The following is an 18,370-nucleotide window of genomic DNA, read 5'->3' as shown; positions in this document are numbered from 1 at the left end:
GTGCCGGAGACCTTCCGGCACACCGCCCGCACACGTCCTGCACCGATGTCCCGCCACCGAGCACCAGTGCTCACTCGGTGGGCCGGATCACGGCGCGTCGGAGAACTGCGGATCCTTCTGCTGGTCGTAGATCTTCTCGCCGGACGCGTTGTAGGCATGGACGTGGGGGTCGGGTCCCGTATCTTCCTTGTCCGGGTTGCCGGCCGAGAGTTCCGCCGCGTAGACGAACGCGCCGCCTGCCATGACCGCCGGGTATTCCTTCGGGTCGTCGCCGTAACTGATGGTGACCTTGGCGATGTCGGGCGTGTAGTGTCCGGCGCCCACCACCTGGGACCTGCCCTTGCCGGCGGGCGTGCTGGTGGTGTCGAAGTAAGCGATCTTGCGACCGGTGCCCCACAGGCGATCGTTGATGAACGTGGGCGGAGAGCTCTCGCTCTTCCCCCGGTCGCCCTTCGCGACGCATTGCACGTACTTCCCGGCGGAGTTGACCGCCACGAGCACGCCGTCCCGGTCCGCTGCGGAGACGGGTGCGCGGACGGCGGCGACCGGGTGGAACCCCGAGGCGCCCGAACCCAGGCAGGAGGCCAGCACCTTTTCGGCGGTCCCGGCGTCGATCGGAGTCGTCTTCGCGCTGGTGACGGAGAACGACGTCTTCGGGACGGAACCGTGCCCGGTACCCGCGCTCGGCGGCGCGGTCGCGGGGCGCGGCGGGTTCCCGGCAGGGCCGGCGAGAAGCGGCTCGGCCTCCCCCGTCCCGCCGCTGACGGTCGCGACCGCGACGCTCATCGCCGCGACGCCGGCGGCGATGCCGAGCGGTACTCCCCACCTGCGTCGCAGTGAGGCACGGTTGCTCGCTGTGCTGTGCTCCGGGCCGTTCTCCGAGCCGATCTTCATCAGTAGCTCCTCTCGGATCCGCCGGTGGTCCGGCAGATCGCGATCGGAAGGAGCCGCGGGAATTCCGGGTGTGTGATTCATCGTGCGACCTCTTCCGGATGGACGGGATTCCTGGAACTGAACGACGCCGGAGCCGCGGCTCCGCTCACGAGGTCGGCCCCCAGCCTCCGGCGGGCCCGGTGCATCCTCGACTTCACGGTTCCGACCGCGACTCCCAGCGCCACCGCGGCCGCCTGCTGATCCAGGCCCGACCACATGCAGAGCTCGATGACGTCCCGTTCGTGGCGCGGCAGCCGGGCCAACGCCCGGTGGATCTCCGACATGCGACGCTCATCGTCGACCATGCCGGCGACCCGGTCCGCGTGGTCGGCCACCGGCTCGTCGTGCGAGACGAGCCGGCGCAGCAACGCCTCGGCCCGCCTCAGCCGCCGCCGGGTGTTCGACAGCAGCCGATCGGCGATGCCCAGCAGCCAGGGCAACGCCGAGTCGCGGACGAGAACCGTCTCCGACCGCCGCCGCCAGGCGTGCAGGAACACCGTCGACGTGAGGTCCTCGGCTTCGGACCAGTCGGCCGTACGCCGGAACAGGTGGTTGTAGACGGTTCTTCCGTGACGGTCGAAGATCTGACCGAACGCTTCCCGGTCGCCCTCGACAGCCCTCACCCACAGTTCCCTGTCGGGCTTCCCTCCGATCGGTACGGCGGGACCAGCATCGTTCAGTTCCATGCCCTGTACGTGTCCGGCACCCGGCCGAAGGTTCCCGTGAGGACGACTTCGTGGTTGCCGGCCACGCGGCTGCCGGGGAAGTGGCGGTGTATCGAGTCGCACGGCAATCGGCTCGGTCACGACTTCCACAGCTTCTACGGCCGGTCCCGCTGTGGGCGCGGAGAGGACGGCTGCCCAGGACGAGGCCCGGACCGAACTGTGCTTCGTACGACAGTCTCCTTGAAGGCCGCCGCCGCGCGCCCGGTCAGGACGAGCCTGCGCGGGCGGTCGTCGGCGTGGGTGAACTGGACGACACCGTCACGCCGGCCGAGGCTGATGTTGGTGAAAACGTAGCCGATCCTGACGGGCCCGGGTTCCCGGCCCTTCAGCCGAGCCGCAACGACGTCGGCCACACCCCGGCCCATGGGCAGGGCCGCCTGGCAGGACATCCGGCTCGGCGCTCCGCCCACCGACACTCCGGCAGCCGCGTCACCGACGGCGTACACCTCGGGGTGCGAGATCGAGCGCAGGGCGGCGTCGACGAGCATCCGGCCGCTCTCGTCCGTCGCGAATCCTGCCGCGCGTGCCAGCTCCGGCGCCTGGAACCCGGTGGTCCACACGACGGCGTCAGCGGCGAACGACGCGCCGTCGCGGGTGTCGAAGCCGTCCTCCCGCACCGCCGCGACCAGGGTCTTCGGATGGACCGAGACGCCCAGCCGGTCGAGAGCGTGCCGCAGGTGGGTCCGGGCGCGCGGCGCGAGCCCGGACCCCACGTCATCGGCACCGGTGAACAGCCGGACTCGCAACTCGGGGTAACTCTCGGCCAGTTCCGAGGCGGTTTCCAACCCGGTCAGCCCTGCGCCGACCACCGCGACCGTGCCGCCCGACGCGATGTCGGCGACCCTGCGCCGCAGCCGTGTTGCCTGCTCAGGATCGGCGACAGCGTACGCGTGCTCGGCTGCCCCCGGGACATCGTCGAGCCGCGCCCGGCTGCCCACCGCGTACACCAGAGTGTCGTAGCCGATCACTCGGGGCACGGCGCCCATACACACGGTCCGGCCGGCGCTGTCGATCGCGGTCACGCGTCCGACGACCAGTCGCACCGATGTGCCGCCGAGCTGTTGACGCAACGACAGCGCCGCCAATCGCTGCCCGGCGGCCAGCTGATGGAGCCGGACCCGTTCGGTGAACCGGTCCGAAGCGTTGACCAGCGTGATGGTGACATCGCTGCGGCGCAGCTTGCGGGCAAGGCGCTTGGCCGCCGACAGACCGGCGTAACCGGCGCCCACGACAACGAGGCGATGACTCATGGCATGACTTCCTCTGTGAAAACGGGCGGCTCCGGCGCCACCTCGGACAATCGATTGCCGCGCATCGGAGTCAGGCCGCGGACCGGGCCACGGCGACCGCCCAGGCGATGTACAGGAAGTTCACCACCAGCCGAGCCACCGCACCGGCCGGCCGCTCCAGCAGCCGGGGCCGGTCCGGGCGCGCGCGGCGCAGCGCGTCCGCATGGGACACCAAGTAGCAGGTGATCAGAACGGCGGCGGCCCAGCCCCCGAACGTCCTGGTGTGCGGAACCAGCACCAGCGCACCCACCACGACCTCCGCCGCCCCGCTGACCGCCACGAGGAGTCGCTCCCGGCGGAGCCACGCGGGTACCAGCATGCGGAAGTAGTCCGGGGCCAGAAAATGCATGACCCCGGTTACGGCCAGGAACACCGCCAGGGCGACGGCAGCGATAGCGTGCATGCCACGATGATCCATTCACCTCGTGCCTGGGCACTTGAACAAAACGATCGCCGCATCGTCTTCGCCTCCGGCCCCGAGGCGACGATGTTCGCCGAGTCCCGCCCGTTCAGCGTCGCCCAACACCGGTTGCCCGCGTGGAAAGCCGTGCTGCCGATCGGCGGCCACACCGAACTCCTCCAGCAGGGACGGCCCGTGGTGGCGGCGCCCGGGCTGATCGTTCCGCCCCAGCTGACCCACACCTGTGCGGCGACCTCTCCCTACATCGCCCTGTTCATCGACCCCTGGCTGCTGCCCTCCCGCAGCGTGCCGATACGGCTCGGTGCAGAAGAGGTCCGCCGCTTGCTCGCCGCGCTCGGCCCCGTCGATTCCAACGGTCCCGGCACCTGCGCGGACCTGGCCGCCGGATACGCCGAGCTGCGGACACTCGCCGGGCGCCCGCCCCTGCTCGATCCGAGAGTCGCCCACGCCGTCGACGTGTGTACGGCGAGCGATCCGGACATGCCCCTCACCTCCATCGCCACCGAGGTAGGCCTGTCGGCCCCACGGCTGCGCACCCTGGTCCGGCAGAACGTGGGCATCACGCTTGCCCGCCTGCGCCGATGGGGCCGGCTCCGCACCGCGATCGCCGACCTGCCGGACTCGACTGCCGCCCTGGCCGCAGCCACCGCGGGCTTCGCCGACCAGGCCCACCTCACCCGAACTGCGCGGGACTTCATCGGGCGCACGCCTGGCTCGCTGCGACGCGCCGAAGCGTAGGGGGAGCCCCCTTGACGGCCCGTCATGCCGCGCACCCCGAGAGAGACGTTCGCCGGTGCGCATCCGGCCGACCTGTCCGGCTCGGCTTCTACAGCCAGTCCCGCTTCTTGAAGACGACGTACAGGCTCACGCACACCGCTGCCATCAGCAGGATCGCGAAGGGGTAGCCGAGCGTCCAGTGCAGCTCGGGCATGGTGTCGAAGTTCATGCCGTAGATGGTGCCGACCAGGGTTGGGGCGAAGAGGATGGCTGCCCAGGCCGAGATCTTCTTGATTTCTTCGTTCTGTTCGAAGCCGGCCACCGCCAGGGCCCGCATTTCGGCGTTCTGCTGTTGGGTGACGAGGGTTGCGTTGACGGTGAGGATGTCGGTGAGGGCCTGGCGGAAGCCGTCGACGCGTTCGCTGGTGTGGGTGACGTGGTCGGCGACGTCGCGCAGGTAGCGCTGGAGTTCCTCGTCGGTGCGGTACTTGGTGAAGCCGGCCATCAGGCCGTTCAGCATGCCGATCAGGGGGCGGGTGGCGCGCTGGAACTCGACCACCTCGCGGGAGAGCTCGTAGATGCGGCGGGAGACTTCCGGGTCGCCGCGGAAGACCTCGGTCTCGATCTCGTCGATGTCGGTCTGGACTCCCGAGACGACGGGTGCGTAGCCGTCGACGACCGCATCCAGGATCGCGTACAGCACCGCCTCCGGGCCCAGGGCGAGGAGGTCCGGAGCCGCCTCCATCCGGCGGCGCACGGCGGACAGGTCCGGGGCCGCGCCGTGCCGGACGGTGATCACGAAGTCCGGGCCGACGAAGACGTGCAGTTCGCCGAAGTCGACCTCCTCCGGTGCGTCCAGGTAGCGGGCGGCGCGCAGGACGACGAAGAGGGTGTCGCCGTAGCGTTCCAGCTTGGGCCGCTGGTGGGCCTCCATGGCGTCCTCGATGGCGAGGGGGTGCAGGTCGAACTCCTCGGCCAGGGAGAGGAGTTCGGGTTCTGTCGGCCGGTGCAGTCCGATCCAGGCCATGCCGTCCGGGTGCTCGCGCAGCTGGCGGAAGGTCTGCGCGAGGGAGTCGGGGGTGGCCACGCGCACCCCGTCCCGGTAGAGCGCGGCGTTGACCACGCTCTCGTGGGAGTGGGGGGCGGGCCGGTGTGGGGTGTGTGGTGTGGGGGTCGGAGGAGCTGCGGGTGTGGGTGCGGGCTGTTTGCGCCACGGGCGCTTCTTCGCTGCCATGGGTGCGAACTGCCCTCCTTCGCCGGATTACGAAGCAGGATATACGGGGTAAATGGCGCTGGCATGGTGAAGGGTGCACCCCTGCTCTAGGTGGTGGTGGGGAAATGCGGACCGAAGTTGTCCGCAAGGGTGCGTAGCGTGTGGTGCATGACGACGAACGGCAGGGCCCACGCCAGTGCACCCCTTCTCGGCCGCCGCGCCCTCAATCGCGCCACCCTCGCCCGGCAGCTGCTCCTCAGCCGTACCGCCATGCCCGTCAAGGACGCCGTCCAGCACCTCGTCGGCCTCCAGGCGCAGAACACCAAGCCGCCGTACCACGCGCTCGCCGCCCGGCTCGACGGGTTCGCGCCGCAGGAGCTGTCCGGGCTGATGGCCTCGCGCGAGGTCGCCCGCATCGTCACCATGCGTTCCACCATCCACACCCTCACCGCCGACGACTGCCTCACCCTGCGCCCGCTGGTCCAGCCCGTCATCGACCGTGAGCTGCGCGTCTTCCTCAAGCGGCTGCCCGGTGTCGACGTGGCCGAGCTCGCGCCGCTGGCCAGGGAGCTCGTAGAGGAACGGCCCCTCTCGCTCAAGGAGCTCCGCGAAGGGCTGCTCGCGCGGTGGCCGGACAGTGATCCGCAGGGGCTGGCGACCCTGGCGCGCTGTGCGCTGCCGTTGCTGCAGACCACTCCGCGCGGGCTCTGGGGGGAGAGCGGGCAGGTCACGCTGACCACGTCCCGCAAGTGGTTCGGGCGGCCGGAGCCCGAGTTCTCGGCGAGCGAGAGCGCCGAGCTCCTCGACGCGACCGTGCTGCGCTACCTCGGCGCCTTCGGGCCCGCTTCCGTGCGGGACGCCCAGGCCTGGTGCGGGCTGACCCGGCTGCGTACCGCCTTCGAAAGGCTTCGGCCGCAGCTCCTCACCTTCCGCGACGAAAACGGCACCGAACTCTTCGACCTGCCCGACGCACCCCGCCCCGACGAGGACACCCCTGCCCCCGTCCGCTTCCTCCCCGAGTACGACAACCTGCTGCTCTCGCACGCCGACCGCAGCCGCGTCGGGCCCTCCGAGTACGCCACCCGCACCTGGTACGTCAACACCAGTTACTCCACCTTGCTGAGGGACGGCATGCTCGCGGGGATCTGGAGGATGGAGTCGGAGGGGGCGAAGGGGGCGGAGGGTGCGAAGGGTGCGGAGGGGGGTGGCGCAGCCCGTATTACCGTTGAGCTCTTCTCCCCGGCCACCCGTGCCCAGCGGGCCGAGATCGTCGAGGAGGCTTCGTACATGCTGTCCGTACTGTGTCCGGGTGCCGAGCACGACGTGCGGTTCGGGGAGTTCTACGGGACCAAGCTCAGTGGCTAGTCCGCCCGGCTAGTTCCCACTGCTAGTCCGCCCGGCCCGTCGCCGCCACCGTCACCCCGAGCCCGATCATCGCGAACCCGCCCGCGCCGCCGATCATCGACAGCCGTCGGTCCGACCGGGCGAACCAGTTACGTGCCGCCGACGCACCCAGCCCCCACAGGGTGTCCGTCACCAGGCCGATCGTCACCGGGACCAGCCCCAACAGCAGCATCTGGAGCGGGAGATGTCCCGCGGTGTGGTCGACGAACTGGGGCAGTACGGCGGCGAAGAAGACGATGCCCTTCGGGTTCGTCACGCCTACCAGCAGGCCGTCCAGCACTGTTCGCAGGTCGCCGCGTTGCTCGCCGGGCGAGGCGGATGAGGCGGATGAGGCCGACGGCGTCGAGGACGACGATGGGCCCGCCAGGTCCGTCGCGCGCAGGGACTTGCGGTGTCGGAAGGCCTGTACACCCAGGTAGATCAGATACGCCGCCCCCGCCAGCTTCACCGCCATGAACACCGTCGCCGAACTCTCCACCAGCGCCCCGATGCCCAGCGCCACGGCCACCACCAGGAAGTACGAGCCGATCAGATTGCCCAGTACCGTCGCCAGCGCCGTACGCCGGCCGTGTGCGAGGGCCCGGCCGATCACGAACAGCACGCTCGGCCCCGGAATCGCGATCACCAGCAGCGACATCGCCGCGAACGCCAGAATGCGCTCGGTGGACACCATGTCCTCACCACCCCTTACGGTTTTGACCGTTCTACCGTCGCACGGGTGCATCGAGCCCCGGGCGGCCATCCGGAAAGCAAGGGGAGCGCGCAGTGCGAGTGGTCATCGCCGAGGACTCGGTCATTCTCCGGGAGGGCATGGTCGAGTTGTTGACCGCCCGGGGCTGTGAGGTCGTGGCGACCGCGGGGGAGGCGGAGGGGCTGCTGGCGGCGGTGGCCGAGCACCTCCCCGACGTCGCCGTCGTCGACATCCGGATGCCTCCCACCCACACCGACGAGGGCATCAGGGCCGCCGTTCAACTGCGCGCGGACCACCCCGAGGTCGGCGTCCTCGTCTTCTCCCAGCACGCAGACCCCTCCTGGGCCGCCCGGCTGCTGGCGGGCGAGGCGTCGGGCGTCGGCTATCTGCTCAAGGAACGGGTCTCCGCCACCGCCGACTTCATCGAGTCGCTGCGCCGGGTGGCGGCCGGTGGGGTGGCGCTCGACCCGGAGATCGTCAGCCGCATGCTCAACAGCGGCACCCGACCCCTCGACCGGCTGACCGCCAGGGAGCGAGAGGTACTCGACCTCATGGCGCAGGGGCACTCCAACCGTTCCATCGCGGGACTGCTCGTCATCGCCGAGCGGTCCGTGGAGAAGCACGTGGCCTCGGTCTTCGGGAAGTTCGACCTGCCCGCGACGGATGCGGACAACCGGCGGGTCAAGGCCGTCGTCGCGTATCTCCAGGCGGTCGGGTCGTAGCCCCGAAGGTGCTGAGGGGGCGGATATCCGCCCCCTCAGGACGGGCGCTACCACCGTGGTCCAAAGTCTTCGTACGACCAAGAATTGAGTCATGTCACTGAGCACCGAAACCCCTCCCCGCCCCCTCGCGAAACCCGGCTGGGGCATCCGCGCCGAGAACCTGCGCCGCTCCTACGGCCGGGGCCGCGACGCCGTGCACGCGCTGCGCGGGGTCGACGTCTTCTTCGCACCGGGTACGTTCACCGCGGTGATGGGCCCGTCCGGGTCGGGCAAGTCGACCCTGCTCCAGTGCATCGCCGGAATGGACCCGCCGGACACCGGCACCGTCCACTGGGGACCCACCGACATCACGGCGCTTGCCGAACGGCGGCTCGCCCAACTGCGGCGCGCCGAAGCCGGGTTCATCTTCCAGGCGTACAACCTCATGCCCGCCATGACCGTCGAGCAGAACGTCGCCCTCCCCGCCCGCCTGGCGGGCGAGCGGGTGGACCGGCGCGCGGTCGCCGACGCCCTAGCCCGGGTCGGTCTCGCCGACCGGCGCAAGGAGCGTCCCGGCCGGCTCTCCGGCGGGCAGCAGCAACGCGTCGCCGTGGCAAGGGCGTTGTACGCAGGACCGCGCATCCTCTTCGCCGACGAACCCACCGGTGCGCTCGACCGCGCCACCGGCCGCGACGTGCTGCGGCTGCTGCGCGCGGGCGTCGACCACGAGGGGCGTACGTGCGTGATGGTGACGCACGATCCGGTCGCGGCAGCCTTCGCCGACCGGGTCGTCCTCCTCGCCGACGGGGTCGTGGTCGACGATCTGATACGTCCCACCGCCGCGCTGATCGCAGAGAAGCTGAGCGGGGGAGCGGCATGCTGAGGTTCGCTCTCGGGGCGCTGCGCGCCAGGCCGGTGTCCTTCGCGGGGCTGGCCGTCGCCCTCCTGCTGGCCGTCTCCGTGATCACCCTCTTCGGGACCCTCGTCGCCACCGCGATCAGCGGCACCGGCGGCGAACGGCTCGGAATGATCGGTGGTGCGTTCGGCGAGATCGCGATGGTGATGGCGCTGTTCGTGGTCGCCAACACGCTGTCGTTCTCCGTACGGCAGCAGGCCCGCGACCTGGCGCTGCTGCGGACCAGCGGGGCCACGCCGGTCCAGGTCAAGCGGCTCGTCCGCTGCCAGGTGGTACTGGTGACGCTCCTCGTGTCGCCGCCCGCCTGGGTGCTCGGTGCCTGGGGAGCGCGGTGGTTCCTCACCGGGCTCGTCGAGCAGGGCATCGTCCCGGCGGGCGCGCACGGGCCGTGGTCGCCGTGGCCCCCGCTGATCGGGACCGCCGCCACGCTGCTCGTCGGGACGGGTGCCGCCGCGATCGCCGCACGGGGCACCGTCCGGGGCAGACCCTCGTCGGCCGTCGGCCGGACCACTGAACAGGGCGGGCTGGGATGGCTGCGGGGCGCCGCAGGCGTCCTCGTACTCGGCGGCGCCGTACCCCTCGTCGTACTCACGGCAGGGCAGCCGGTGGAGAAGGCCGCCCAGGCCGCGCTGCTCGGATCGCTGCTCATGATGGTCGCGGTCGGACTGCTCGGACCGCTCCTGGCCCGGCTCGCCGTGGCACTGCTCGGGCTGCCGTTCCGGCTGATGGGCGCCACGCACCGGGGCGACGCGGGCGGCGCGCTCGCCGCCGACAACCTGCGCGGCCACGCCCACCGGCTGTCCTCCGCCGTGGTGCCGATCGCCCTGCTGGTGGGGCTCTCGACCACGTTCGCCGCCGTCACCGGAACCATGGAGCAGGTCGCCCCGCCCGGTGCGAACGCGGCGAGCGACATGTGGCTGCGCGGGGTCGAGCTCGCCATGCTGGCCGGCTTCGGCGCGGTGGCCACCGTGAACACCCTCGCCGCGATGACCGCGTCGCGGCGCCGCGAGTACGCACTGCTCACGCTGAGCGGCGCGACCCGGCGGCAGCTGATGCGCATGCTCGGCGCGGAGGCGACCCTTACCGCCATGACGGGAGTGCTGCTGGGGATCCTGGTCGCGGCGCCCATGAGCTCGGCGTTCGCGGTGGCCGCCACGGGCGGGCCGCTCCCCACGATCCCGGTGGCGGACTACGCGCCGCTGGTGCTGGGGACGGTTGCGCTGACCGTGCTGACGGTCCTGTTCACCGGCGTACGGGCGACAGCGGAGCCGGCGGTCACCGCCGTGGCGGCGCCGTGAAGGGGGCCGGGCGCAGAACCCTAGCCTTCGTCCTCATCGGCCTGCCGCTCTCCCTCCTCGGCACCGCCTACGTCCTGGCCGTTCTCTACGTCGGCGGCCTGCTCTCCCTCACCCTGATCGGCCTGCCGCTCCTCGCGGTCGGCCTGCGCGGCGCCCGCCACCTCGGGCGGCTGCACGCCCGGCTGGTGGCGGCGCTGCTCGGCGAGAAGGTCGACGCACCCGCGCCGCCGCCCGCAGTCACCGGTACGGTGCGCTGGGTCCGGGGCAGCCTGTCCGACGTGACCGCCTGGCGCAGCATGCTCTATCTGTTCCTGCGGCTCCCGGTGGACCTCGTGGCGTTCGTGCTCACGGTCGGCCTGCCGGTGTTCGCGGTGTGGTGCGCCGTGTGGGTGGTGGCCGGAGGGCGGGGGCTGTGGCTGTCGGTGGCCGCTGTCCTGGGCGGGCTGGCCGTTCTGGCGTGCACGCCCGTGGCGGGCCGCACGATGATGGGTCTGCACCGCTCGCTGGCCCGTGCGCTGCTCGGCCCCAGTGCCTCCCAGCTGCGGGTGAAGACCCTCGAACGGGCCCGGAGCACTGCCCTTACGGAGGGCGACCGCGACCTGCGCCAGGTCGAGAGGGACCTGCACGACGGTACGCAGGCCCAACTCGTCGCCCTCGCGATGACCCTGTCGCTGACCGCCGACGCGCTCGACGGCGAGGGGCTTGGCGGCGAGGGGCTTGACGGTGATGCGCTTGACGGCCGCGGTGCGCTCGACGGCCGGAGTGCGCTCGATCGCCCCCGTACCCTCGTCGCCCGCGCCCGTACCCAGACCGACGCAGCCATTGCGGAGCTGCGCCGCCTCATCGACGGCATCAGCCCCGCCGCGCTCGACCGCGGACTCGCCGAAGCACTCCCGCAGTTGACGGCTCAGGCGGGTGTGCCGGTCGCGCTCAAGGTGGAGGTGGCGCGGCGGCCCGACGCGGTGATCGAGCGGGTGGCGTACTTCTGCGTCGCCGAGCTCCTCACCAACATCGCCAAGCACAGCGGGGCGACACAGGCGTCGGTGCACGCGCGAACCGCCGGAGGGCTGCTGCACATCACGGTCCACGACAACGGCACCGGCGGCGCGACCGTCGGCGCCGGCAGCGGACTGGTGGGCCTGCGCGAGCGGCTGGCCTCGGTCGACGGCACCCTGACCCTCGACAGCCCGCCCTCGGGCCCGACGACGGCCGTACTGGAAATGCCGGTCCGCATCTGACCCCCTGAGCGGAGCCGAACCCATCCGCCGCCGTGCTGGGCCGGGGGGCGGGCGTCCCGGGCAGTAGTTCCGTGATCCACCCCTGTTCGGGGGTGGTGAGAACCGGGCCGGTGAAACAGGATGCTAGCGACCACTCGACTCGTAGGAAGCAGGGAAGAACGATGCGCGTCCCGATGACGATTGCCGACTTCCTGGACCGGGCGGAACTCGGGTTCGCCACCAGCCCCGGGGTGATCGACGAGCCGGACCAGCCCGCCCCACCGGTGCCGGTGACCACGTACGGGCGGCTCGGCGAGCGGGTGAGAGCGTGGCAGGCGGGCCTCGACGCGCTGGGCGTGCGCGAGGGGGAGCGGGTGGCGGTGGTCAGCCACAACTCCGCCCGCCTCCTGGAGCTGCTGTTCGCGGTGCCGATGAGCGGGCGGATCGCCGTACCGGTCAACTTCCGGCTGAAGACGGAGGAGATCGAGTACCTGGTGCGCCAGAGCGGTGCCTCCGTGCTCCTCGTCGACCCCGAGCTGGACGGGGCCACCGCGGGCATCAAGACGGACCACCGGTTCGTCCTGGGCGAGCAGACCGAGACGGAGCTGATGCGCTTCGGAGTGGACCCGCGCCCGTGGTCGAACCCGGACGAGGACGCCACCGCCACCATCAACTACACCTCGGGAACCACCGCCCGCCCCAAGGGAGTTCAGCTCACCCACCGCAACATCTGGGTGAACGGACTGACCCTCGGACTGCACGCCCGGGTGTGGGAGAGGGACGTCTACATGCACACCCTCCCCATGTTCCACTGCAACGGCTGGGGCATGCCGTTCGTGATGGCCGGTCTCGGCGTCAAGCAGGTGGTGCTGCGCAAGGTCGACGGGACGGAGATCCTGCGCCGCGTCGAGGAGCACGGGGTGACGCTGATGTGCGGGGCCCCGGCGGTGTGGAACCTGGTCCTGGACGCGGCGGCCTCCTGGCAGGGCGAGATCCCGGGCCGGGACAAGGTGCGCATCGTCTGCGCGGGCGCACCGCCGCCCAGCCGGACGATCCAGCGCGTCGAGGAGGAACTGAGCTGGCAGTTCACCCAGATCTACGGTCTGACGGAGACCTCGCCACTGCTGACGTTCAACCGCACGCGGCCCCAGGACGCCGGACTGCCGCCCGCCGAACGGGCCCGCAAGCTCTCCCAGGCGGGACTGCCCGCGCTGGGCGTCAAGCTCAGGGTCGCCGACTCCGGCGAGGTGCTGGCGCGGTCGAACGTCGTGCTGGACGGCTACTGGGAGAAGCCCGAGGAGACGGCGGCGGTGCTGAAGGACGGCTGGTTCCACACGGGCGACGGCGGCACCCTCGACAAGGCCGACGGACACCTGACCATCTCCGACCGCAGGAAGGACGTGATCATCACCGGTGGTGAGAACGTCTCCTCCATCGAGGTCGAGGACGCGATCTTCAGCCACCCGGAGGTGGTCGAGGTCGCCGTCATCGGCGTACCGGACGAGAAGTGGGGCGAGACGATCAAGGCGCTGGTGGTCCGCGAGGCGGGGGCTTCGGTGACCGAAGCCGACATCATCGCCCACTGCAAGGCACGCCTGGCGGGCTACAAGGCGCCGACGAGCGTGGAGTTCCGGGACGACATCCCGCGCACGGCCACCGGCAAGATCCAGAAGTTCAAGCTGCGCGAGACGTACTGGGAGGGCCGGGAGCGGGAGATCAACTGATACCCCTGCCCCTGCACCTTGCCCCGCCCGGTACTAGGCCCGCCGGATGCTCAGCCCGCCAGTGCCTCGGTGATCTGGCGGGTGGTCTGGGCGGCGACGCGGGGGTTGGCCGCCGCATAGGCGGTGTAGGCGTTGAGTCCCGTGGTCAGGGCCCAGCCCCGGCCACGGGCCCAGGTCGCGTCGTCCACGGCGAGCGCGGTCCTGAAGGCGGTGCGGGTGTCGGCCGTCATCAGGGTGTACGCGATGGTCAGGTCGCAGGCCGGGTCGCCGATCCCGAGGTTGCCGAAGTCGATCACGGCGCTGAGGCGGCCGTCGACGGTGAGCAGGTTCCCGGTGTGGAAGTCGCCGTGGAACCAGACCGGCGGACGGCCCCAGGCCGGGGCGTCCAGGGCCGCGTCCCACAGCTCGGTCATGGCGCGGGCGTCGAAGGTGCCGTCGACCTCCGCGATGGCGGCCCGGGTCGTACGGTCCCGGTCGGCCAGCGACTCGGAGGCGAGGTCAGGGCCTGCGGTGCCCGCCGCCGGGAACCCCGTGGGGGTGAACTGCTGGAGTGCGGTGAGGAATTCGGCGAGCTGGACGGCGGCGCCGGGGGAGTCGGCCAGTGCCTCGGTGGTCGCCACCTCGCCGTCCAGCCAGCGGGACACCGCCCACGGCCAGGGGTAGCCGAAGCCGGGCGCGCCCACCGCCACCGGAACCGGGACGGCCAGGGGAAGGTGCGGGGCGAGCCGGGGGAGCCACTCGGACTCCTTCGCGGCCTGCCCGATGGCGTCGGCGTGCCTGGGGAGCCGTACGGCGAGCTCCTCGCCCAGCCGGTAGATCACATGGTCCGAACCGGCCGGATCCAGCAGCTTCAGGGGCAGTCCGGCCCACTGCGGGAACTGGCTGCCGACCAGGCGTCCGGCCAGCTCGGCATCGATCGCGGGGCGGGGACGGGCGGAACTCCCGGTTGCCAAGTGCTGCTCCTGTACTGGGGTGATGGGCGTGGTCCGCATATTCTCGGGGGAACCCGGGGTGCGAGCGATGAGTTTTCGCGAGAACACCGGTCTGAACACGTACAAGACACGGCAACGGCAACAGCAACGGCAAACGGCAACTGCAACGGCCAAGCGCCGGCATACGGAACGCCCCGCAACGAGACCTTGAGGATCCACAGATGCGCACTCTGATCAGCACCGCCTTCATCTCGCTCGACGGAGTGGTGGAGGCCCCGGGCGGCGAGCCCGGCTACCGCAACTCCGGCTGGACCTTCAAGGAGATCGAGTTCCTCCCCGAGGCGTTCGAGATCAAGGGCCGCGAGCAGCAGGAAGCGACCGCGATGCTGTTCGGCAGGACCAGCTACGAGGCCTTCAGCCAGGTGTGGCCGGACATGCCGGAGTTCGCCGAGTACAAGCCGATGCCCAAGTACGTCGTCTCCAGCACCCTCAGCGAAGACGCCCTGGTCACGAACTGGGGCGAGAACACCATCCTGCGTACCCTCGATGACGTCGCCGCGCTGAAGGAGACCGAGGGCGGCCCGATCATCATGCACGGCAGTGCCACCCTCAACCAGGCACTCTCCGACGCCGGGCTGATCGACCGCTACCACCTGCTGGTCTTCCCGCTGCTGCTCGGAGCGGGCAAGCGGCTCTTCAGCACCACGGACAAGGACACCCAGAAGCTGAAGCTGGTCGAGCACGAGGCCTACGCCAACGGCCTCCAGAAGAACGTCTTCGACGTCGTCCGCTGACACCGGTGCGGGTGCGGGTGCCGGTGCCGGTGCCGCCGCCGGTCCGGACGCGCATCCCCCTGTGTCTGCCGCGCTCTGGTCACGCCGGTGATCCACGCGGCATGCTGACCCCCATGACAGCCCTCTCGTACGCCCACGGATCCGGTACGACGCCGCTGCTCGGCGACACGATCGGCGACAGTCTGGACCGCGCGGTCGCCGCCTTCCCCGGGCAGGAGGCGCTGGTGGACGTGGGGTCGGGGCGGCGCTGGACGTATCGCCAACTCGGCGCCGATGTCGATGAGTTGGCGCGGGGGCTGATGGCGCTGGGTGTCGGCAAGGGGGACCGGGTCGGCATCTGGGCGGTCAACTGCCCCGAGTGGGTGCTCGTGCAGTACGCCACCGCCCGGATCGGCGCGGTCATGGTGAACATCAACCCCGCCTACCGGTCGCACGAGTTGGCGTACGTACTCAACCAGTCGGGGGTCTCCCTCCTCATCGCCTCGCTCACCCACAAGGGCAGCGACTACCGCGCGCTCGTCGAGGCGGTGGCCGACGACTGTCCGGAGCTGCGCTCCGTGCACTACATCGGCGACCCGAGCTGGCGGGAGCTCACCGCCGACCTCGCCACGACCGGGCAACTCGCGGCACGCGTCGCCGAGTTGTCCTGCGACGACCCGATCAACATCCAGTACACCTCCGGCACCACCGGCTTCGCCAAGGGAGCCACCCTCTCCCACCACAACATCCTCAACAACGGTTACTTCGTCGGCGAGTTGGTGGGATACACGGAGAACGACCGGGTCTGTGTGCCCGTGCCCTTCTACCACTGCTTCGGCATGGTCCTGGCCAACCTCGCCGCGCTCACCCACGGGGCGTGCATCGTCGTCCCCGGTCCGTCCTTCGAGGCCGCCGCCGCCCTGCGCGCCGTCGAGGCGGAGCGCTGCACCGCGTTGTACGGCGTACCGACCATGTTCATCGCGGAGTTGGGGCTGCCGGACTTCGCCTCGTACGACCTCTCCACGCTCCGTACCGGCATCATGGCCGGATCGCCCTGCCCCGCCGAGGTCATGAAGCGGGTGGTCGCCGAGATGCGCATGGCGGAAGTGGCCATCTGCTACGGGATGACCGAGACCTCGCCCGTCTCCACGCAGACCCGGCGCGACGACGACCTGGCGCGCCGCACCGGGACCGTCGGGCGCGTCATGCCGCACCTGGAGGTCAAGGTCGTCGACCCGGCGACCGGGGTCACCCTGCCGCGCGGCCGGAGCGGCGAGCTGTGCACCCGTGGCTACAGCGTGATGCTCGGCTACTGGGACGAGCCGCTGAAGACCGCCGAAGTGATCGACGCGGCACGGTGGATGCACACCGGGGACCTCGCGGAGATGGGCGAGGACGGCTACGTCAGGATCGTCGGCCGGATCAAGGACATGATCATCCGGGGCGGCGAGAACATCTCCCCGCGCGAGATCGAGGAGTTCCTGTACGGGCACCCGAAGATCGCGGACGTGCAGGTGGTCGGGGTGCCCGACGAGCGGTACGGCGAGGAGATCCTGGCCTGCGTCGTGCCGCGCGACCCCGCCGACCCGCCGACGGCGGCGGAAGTGGCCGAATACTGCCGGGACGCGCTGGCGCACTTCAAGGTGCCGCGCCGGGTGGAGATCATGGAGGCCTTCCCGCTCACCGTCAGCGGCAAGGTGCGCAAGGTCGAACTGCGGGAGCGGTACGGGAGTTGAGGGGGTCGCGGGACCGGCGGGACACCCTGGCCGTGGCGCCTGCGGGCCACCGTCGCGGCGCCCCCGGTGGCCGGAATCCCTTGCTCGTACGGTGCTGCTGCGTCAGGATACGGGCCGGGGGATACGTGGCACGGGGGAGTGCGCGCCGGAGACGTGGTGCGCGCTGTGACGGGCGGCGGCGACCCCGCCCTGTCCGTAAACGGCCCCATTGAGGCGAGTGCACCCCATGAACCCAGTTGCCAGAATCCTCCAAGTCCTGTTCATGATCGCCGGGTTCGGCCTGCTCGTGTACGGCTACATCGAGACGGACGACGAGAAGGCCGAGAAGCGGCACACGCTGGAATGGGTCTGCGGGTTCGACATGGGCTCCAAGGAGAAGCAGCGCTGCGCGAGCTCCGGCCCCAACAACCACACCTTCTCCAACGGTGCCGAGAACACCGGCCTCACGATCTCCCTCGCCGGCGTCGGCCTGCTGGTCGCCTCCGCGTCCGTGGCGATCGGCGCGGGCCGGCCCTCCGCCTCGGCCGCTCCCACGGCCCCGTCCGGTGTCACTCCGGGCTACGGCGGTCAGCCCAACTACGCCCCGAACAGCCAGGGTTACTGATCAGCGCCGCATGCACACCCTCGGCCAGCGGTCGAGGCCCAGCGCCGCCTCCTCGGCGACGATCTCCCGCAGACCGTCCGTGAGTTCGGCGTCGGTGAGCGTGACGAAGCCGAGGCGCGCGTAGTACGGAGCGTTCCACGGCACCTCCGCGAAGGTGGTCAGGGTGAGCCGGTCGAGCCCAGCCACCTTCGCCAGGTGCTCGATCAGCGCGCGGCCCACCCCGCGCCGGGCGGCCCGCGGATGCACCGACACCTGGTCGATGTGCGCCGCCCCGTCCACCGGCTGCCAGATGAGGTACGCCACCGCACGGCCTTGCTCGCCGTCGAACACCCAAGCCCTGCCGTCGAGTTGGTACGAACTGAGCAGGTCGAGCGGGGGCGGGTCGTCGTCCGCGATCTCCGGCATGCCGAGCGCGCGGAAGGGCTCACCGGCCGCGCGCTCGATGTCCTGGAGGAGCGGCAGCTCGGCGGCGGTGGCCAGACGTACGGACATGACACGAGTATCGCGTGCCCCGGGCCCTTTCACGCCCCGCTGAGGAGCAGGGAGTCGGCCGTGGTGTTGGCAGGCTGCGGAGTGCCGGTCCGGTCGATGACGAAGAGCGGCACGCCGAGCGAATCGGCGCGGGCGCGAGTGTCGTGGGCGTACCCGGCCAGCGAGAAGAACACGCTGAGCGCCGATGAGTTGAGCCCGTGCAGCCACAGCGTTTCGACGTCCCGCAGGGTGGACGGCTCGGTACGCGGATCCACCTGCGCGACGAGTCCCGGCGCACGCAGGTCGATGCCGGAGGCGGGATGCTCGGGCGACTGGAGGATGTCCCGGAACCCGAGCCACTTGAGATAGAGCGCGGCGGCGGTGACGGCATCCCGCGCACTACGAATGGCCAACGGCCGAAACGGCGGCCGAGGCCGCGGGGGCCGTACGAAGGAGGGCCGGTAGACGGGGTCATCGGCGGAGTCACGGCCGTCCGGAACCCCCGGAACCCCGGAGCCACCGGGAGCCGCGCCGATCCCACCGGGGAAGGCCCCGGACCCGGTCGGCCCCGCGCCGGAACCATCCGGCCCCGCACCAGGTGGCAC

The 18,370-nt window shown here is 70.9% G+C and carries 19 protein-coding genes; 10 read left to right on the top strand and 9 right to left on the bottom strand.

The features are described 5' to 3' along the window. Positions 1 to 87 precede the first annotated feature (87 nt). From ACZ5PB_RS02865 to ACZ5PB_RS02850, 4 genes are all read right to left on the bottom strand, one after another. Positions 88 to 894: a hypothetical protein gene (locus ACZ5PB_RS02865; protein ID WP_468687170.1), complete on the bottom strand. Its 807-nt coding sequence runs from the start codon at positions 892 to 894 to the stop codon at positions 88 to 90. Positions 895 to 971: 77 nt separating this feature from the next. Beyond that, positions 972 to 1,619, bottom strand: coding sequence for an RNA polymerase sigma factor (locus ACZ5PB_RS02860; RefSeq protein ID WP_468687169.1), 648 nt, complete (start codon positions 1,617 to 1,619; stop codon positions 972 to 974). A 134-nt stretch (positions 1,620 to 1,753) separates the two neighbouring features. Further along, positions 1,754 to 2,908, bottom strand: a complete 1,155-nt coding sequence (locus ACZ5PB_RS02855) for an NAD(P)/FAD-dependent oxidoreductase (protein WP_468687167.1) — start codon at positions 2,906 to 2,908, stop codon at positions 1,754 to 1,756. Between the two features lie 70 nt (positions 2,909 to 2,978). Further along, positions 2,979 to 3,350 carry a MauE/DoxX family redox-associated membrane protein gene (locus ACZ5PB_RS02850; RefSeq protein WP_468687165.1) on the bottom strand — a complete coding sequence of 124 codons (372 nt, stop codon included), beginning with the start codon at positions 3,348 to 3,350 and terminating at the stop codon, positions 2,979 to 2,981. Positions 3,351 to 3,356: 6 nt separating this feature from the next. On the opposite strand from ACZ5PB_RS02850, the gene ACZ5PB_RS02845 reads away from it, so the two are divergent. Further along, on the top strand, positions 3,357 to 4,106 hold the full coding sequence (locus tag ACZ5PB_RS02845) for a helix-turn-helix domain-containing protein (RefSeq protein WP_468687163.1): 750 nt from the start codon (positions 3,357 to 3,359) through the stop codon (positions 4,104 to 4,106). Positions 4,107 to 4,194: 88 nt separating this feature from the next. Here the strand turns inward: ACZ5PB_RS02845 and ACZ5PB_RS02840 are convergent, their stop codons facing one another. Next, complete coding sequence (locus ACZ5PB_RS02840; protein ID WP_468687162.1) at positions 4,195 to 5,319, bottom strand: magnesium and cobalt transport protein CorA; 1,125 nt, start codon at positions 5,317 to 5,319, stop codon at positions 4,195 to 4,197. A 147-nt stretch (positions 5,320 to 5,466) separates the two neighbouring features. Between ACZ5PB_RS02840 and ACZ5PB_RS02835 the strand changes: the two genes are divergently transcribed. Further along, positions 5,467 to 6,663, top strand: a complete 1,197-nt coding sequence (locus tag ACZ5PB_RS02835) for a winged helix DNA-binding domain-containing protein (RefSeq protein ID WP_468687160.1) — start codon at positions 5,467 to 5,469, stop codon at positions 6,661 to 6,663. A 22-nt stretch (positions 6,664 to 6,685) separates the two neighbouring features. Here ACZ5PB_RS02835 and ACZ5PB_RS02830 read toward each other — a convergent pair whose 3' ends face one another. Next, positions 6,686 to 7,375: a LysE family translocator gene (locus ACZ5PB_RS02830; protein WP_468687158.1), complete on the bottom strand. Its 690-nt coding sequence runs from the start codon at positions 7,373 to 7,375 to the stop codon at positions 6,686 to 6,688. 98 nt (positions 7,376 to 7,473) lie between these two features. Between ACZ5PB_RS02830 and ACZ5PB_RS02825 the strand changes: the two genes are divergently transcribed. The 5 genes from ACZ5PB_RS02825 (at position 7,474) to ACZ5PB_RS02805 (ending at position 13,249) form a co-directional block, all read left to right on the top strand. Beyond that, positions 7,474 to 8,115 carry a response regulator gene (locus tag ACZ5PB_RS02825; RefSeq protein ID WP_468688250.1) on the top strand — a complete coding sequence of 214 codons (642 nt, stop codon included), beginning with the start codon at positions 7,474 to 7,476 and terminating at the stop codon, positions 8,113 to 8,115. A 91-nt stretch (positions 8,116 to 8,206) separates the two neighbouring features. After that, positions 8,207 to 8,977 carry an ABC transporter ATP-binding protein gene (locus ACZ5PB_RS02820; RefSeq protein WP_468687156.1) on the top strand — a complete coding sequence of 257 codons (771 nt, stop codon included), beginning with the start codon at positions 8,207 to 8,209 and terminating at the stop codon, positions 8,975 to 8,977. Further along, positions 8,971 to 10,308 (top strand): FtsX-like permease family protein, encoded by a 1,338-nt coding sequence (locus ACZ5PB_RS02815; RefSeq protein WP_468687154.1) that lies wholly within the window; start codon positions 8,971 to 8,973, stop codon positions 10,306 to 10,308. The genes ACZ5PB_RS02820 and ACZ5PB_RS02815 overlap by 7 nt, the downstream gene beginning before the upstream one ends. Further along, the gene (locus tag ACZ5PB_RS02810) at positions 10,305 to 11,546 is read left to right on the top strand and encodes a sensor histidine kinase (protein ID WP_468687151.1); all 1,242 of its coding nucleotides are present in this window, start codon (positions 10,305 to 10,307) and stop codon (positions 11,544 to 11,546) included. The genes ACZ5PB_RS02815 and ACZ5PB_RS02810 overlap by 4 nt, the downstream gene beginning before the upstream one ends. A 161-nt stretch (positions 11,547 to 11,707) precedes the next feature. After that, positions 11,708 to 13,249, top strand: coding sequence for an AMP-binding protein (locus ACZ5PB_RS02805; RefSeq protein WP_468687149.1), 1,542 nt, complete (start codon positions 11,708 to 11,710; stop codon positions 13,247 to 13,249). A 50-nt stretch (positions 13,250 to 13,299) separates the two neighbouring features. On the opposite strand, the gene ACZ5PB_RS02800 is transcribed toward ACZ5PB_RS02805, so the two are convergent. After that, positions 13,300 to 14,202: an aminoglycoside phosphotransferase family protein gene (locus ACZ5PB_RS02800; RefSeq protein ID WP_468687147.1), complete on the bottom strand. Its 903-nt coding sequence runs from the start codon at positions 14,200 to 14,202 to the stop codon at positions 13,300 to 13,302. Between the two features lie 200 nt (positions 14,203 to 14,402). Here ACZ5PB_RS02800 and ACZ5PB_RS02795 point away from each other — a divergent pair, with 200 nt between their 5' ends. From ACZ5PB_RS02795 to ACZ5PB_RS02785, 3 genes are all read left to right on the top strand, one after another. Next, on the top strand, positions 14,403 to 14,975 hold the full coding sequence (locus tag ACZ5PB_RS02795) for a dihydrofolate reductase family protein (RefSeq protein WP_468687145.1): 573 nt from the start codon (positions 14,403 to 14,405) through the stop codon (positions 14,973 to 14,975). A gap of 113 nt (positions 14,976 to 15,088) precedes the next feature. Next, positions 15,089 to 16,690: an AMP-binding protein gene (locus ACZ5PB_RS02790; RefSeq protein WP_468687144.1), complete on the top strand. Its 1,602-nt coding sequence runs from the start codon at positions 15,089 to 15,091 to the stop codon at positions 16,688 to 16,690. A 226-nt stretch (positions 16,691 to 16,916) separates the two neighbouring features. Then, positions 16,917 to 17,294 (top strand): hypothetical protein, encoded by a 378-nt coding sequence (locus tag ACZ5PB_RS02785; RefSeq protein WP_468687142.1) that lies wholly within the window; start codon positions 16,917 to 16,919, stop codon positions 17,292 to 17,294. Here the strand turns inward: ACZ5PB_RS02785 and ACZ5PB_RS02780 are convergent, their stop codons facing one another. Both ACZ5PB_RS02780 and ACZ5PB_RS02775 read right to left on the bottom strand, forming a co-directional pair. Beyond that, on the bottom strand, positions 17,295 to 17,786 hold the full coding sequence (locus ACZ5PB_RS02780; RefSeq protein ID WP_468687141.1) for a GNAT family N-acetyltransferase: 492 nt from the start codon (positions 17,784 to 17,786) through the stop codon (positions 17,295 to 17,297). 29 nt (positions 17,787 to 17,815) lie between these two features. After that, the gene (locus ACZ5PB_RS02775; protein WP_468687139.1) at positions 17,816 to 18,178 is read right to left on the bottom strand and encodes a hypothetical protein; all 363 of its coding nucleotides are present in this window, start codon (positions 18,176 to 18,178) and stop codon (positions 17,816 to 17,818) included. Positions 18,179 to 18,370: the final 192 nt, after the last annotated feature.

The organism is Streptomyces sp. NPDC032721 (assembly GCF_055579625.1).
Note: the sequence above shows the minus strand (reverse complement) of the source record. Positions and strands in the feature narration are given on the sequence as shown.

What these genes read in the sequence shown, in the direction of transcription:
- ACZ5PB_RS02840 (WP_468687162.1), bottom strand. Translation starts at nt 5,319, where the DNA reads ATGGCAGCGAAGAAGCGCCCGTGGCGCAAACAGCCCGCACCCACACCC.
- ACZ5PB_RS02845 (WP_468687163.1), top strand. Translation starts at nt 3,357, where the DNA reads ATGATCCATTCACCTCGTGCCTGGGCACTTGAACAAAACGATCGCCGC.
- ACZ5PB_RS02850 (WP_468687165.1), bottom strand. Translation starts at nt 3,350, where the DNA reads ATGCACGCTATCGCTGCCGTCGCCCTGGCGGTGTTCCTGGCCGTAACC.
- ACZ5PB_RS02795 (WP_468687145.1), top strand. Translation starts at nt 14,403, where the DNA reads ATGCGCACTCTGATCAGCACCGCCTTCATCTCGCTCGACGGAGTGGTG.
- ACZ5PB_RS02780 (WP_468687141.1), bottom strand. Translation starts at nt 17,786, where the DNA reads ATGTCCGTACGTCTGGCCACCGCCGCCGAGCTGCCGCTCCTCCAGGAC.
- ACZ5PB_RS02805 (WP_468687149.1), top strand. Translation starts at nt 11,708, where the DNA reads ATGCGCGTCCCGATGACGATTGCCGACTTCCTGGACCGGGCGGAACTC.
- ACZ5PB_RS02835 (WP_468687160.1), top strand. Translation starts at nt 5,467, where the DNA reads ATGACGACGAACGGCAGGGCCCACGCCAGTGCACCCCTTCTCGGCCGC.
- ACZ5PB_RS02860 (WP_468687169.1), bottom strand. Translation starts at nt 1,619, where the DNA reads ATGGAACTGAACGATGCTGGTCCCGCCGTACCGATCGGAGGGAAGCCC.
- ACZ5PB_RS02820 (WP_468687156.1), top strand. Translation starts at nt 8,207, where the DNA reads ATGTCACTGAGCACCGAAACCCCTCCCCGCCCCCTCGCGAAACCCGGC.
- ACZ5PB_RS02815 (WP_468687154.1), top strand. Translation starts at nt 8,971, where the DNA reads ATGCTGAGGTTCGCTCTCGGGGCGCTGCGCGCCAGGCCGGTGTCCTTC.
- ACZ5PB_RS02830 (WP_468687158.1), bottom strand. Translation starts at nt 7,375, where the DNA reads ATGGTGTCCACCGAGCGCATTCTGGCGTTCGCGGCGATGTCGCTGCTG.
- ACZ5PB_RS02855 (WP_468687167.1), bottom strand. Translation starts at nt 2,908, where the DNA reads ATGAGTCATCGCCTCGTTGTCGTGGGCGCCGGTTACGCCGGTCTGTCG.
- ACZ5PB_RS02785 (WP_468687142.1), top strand. Translation starts at nt 16,917, where the DNA reads ATGAACCCAGTTGCCAGAATCCTCCAAGTCCTGTTCATGATCGCCGGG.
- ACZ5PB_RS02865 (WP_468687170.1), bottom strand. Translation starts at nt 894, where the DNA reads ATGAAGATCGGCTCGGAGAACGGCCCGGAGCACAGCACAGCGAGCAAC.
- ACZ5PB_RS02790 (WP_468687144.1), top strand. Translation starts at nt 15,089, where the DNA reads ATGACAGCCCTCTCGTACGCCCACGGATCCGGTACGACGCCGCTGCTC.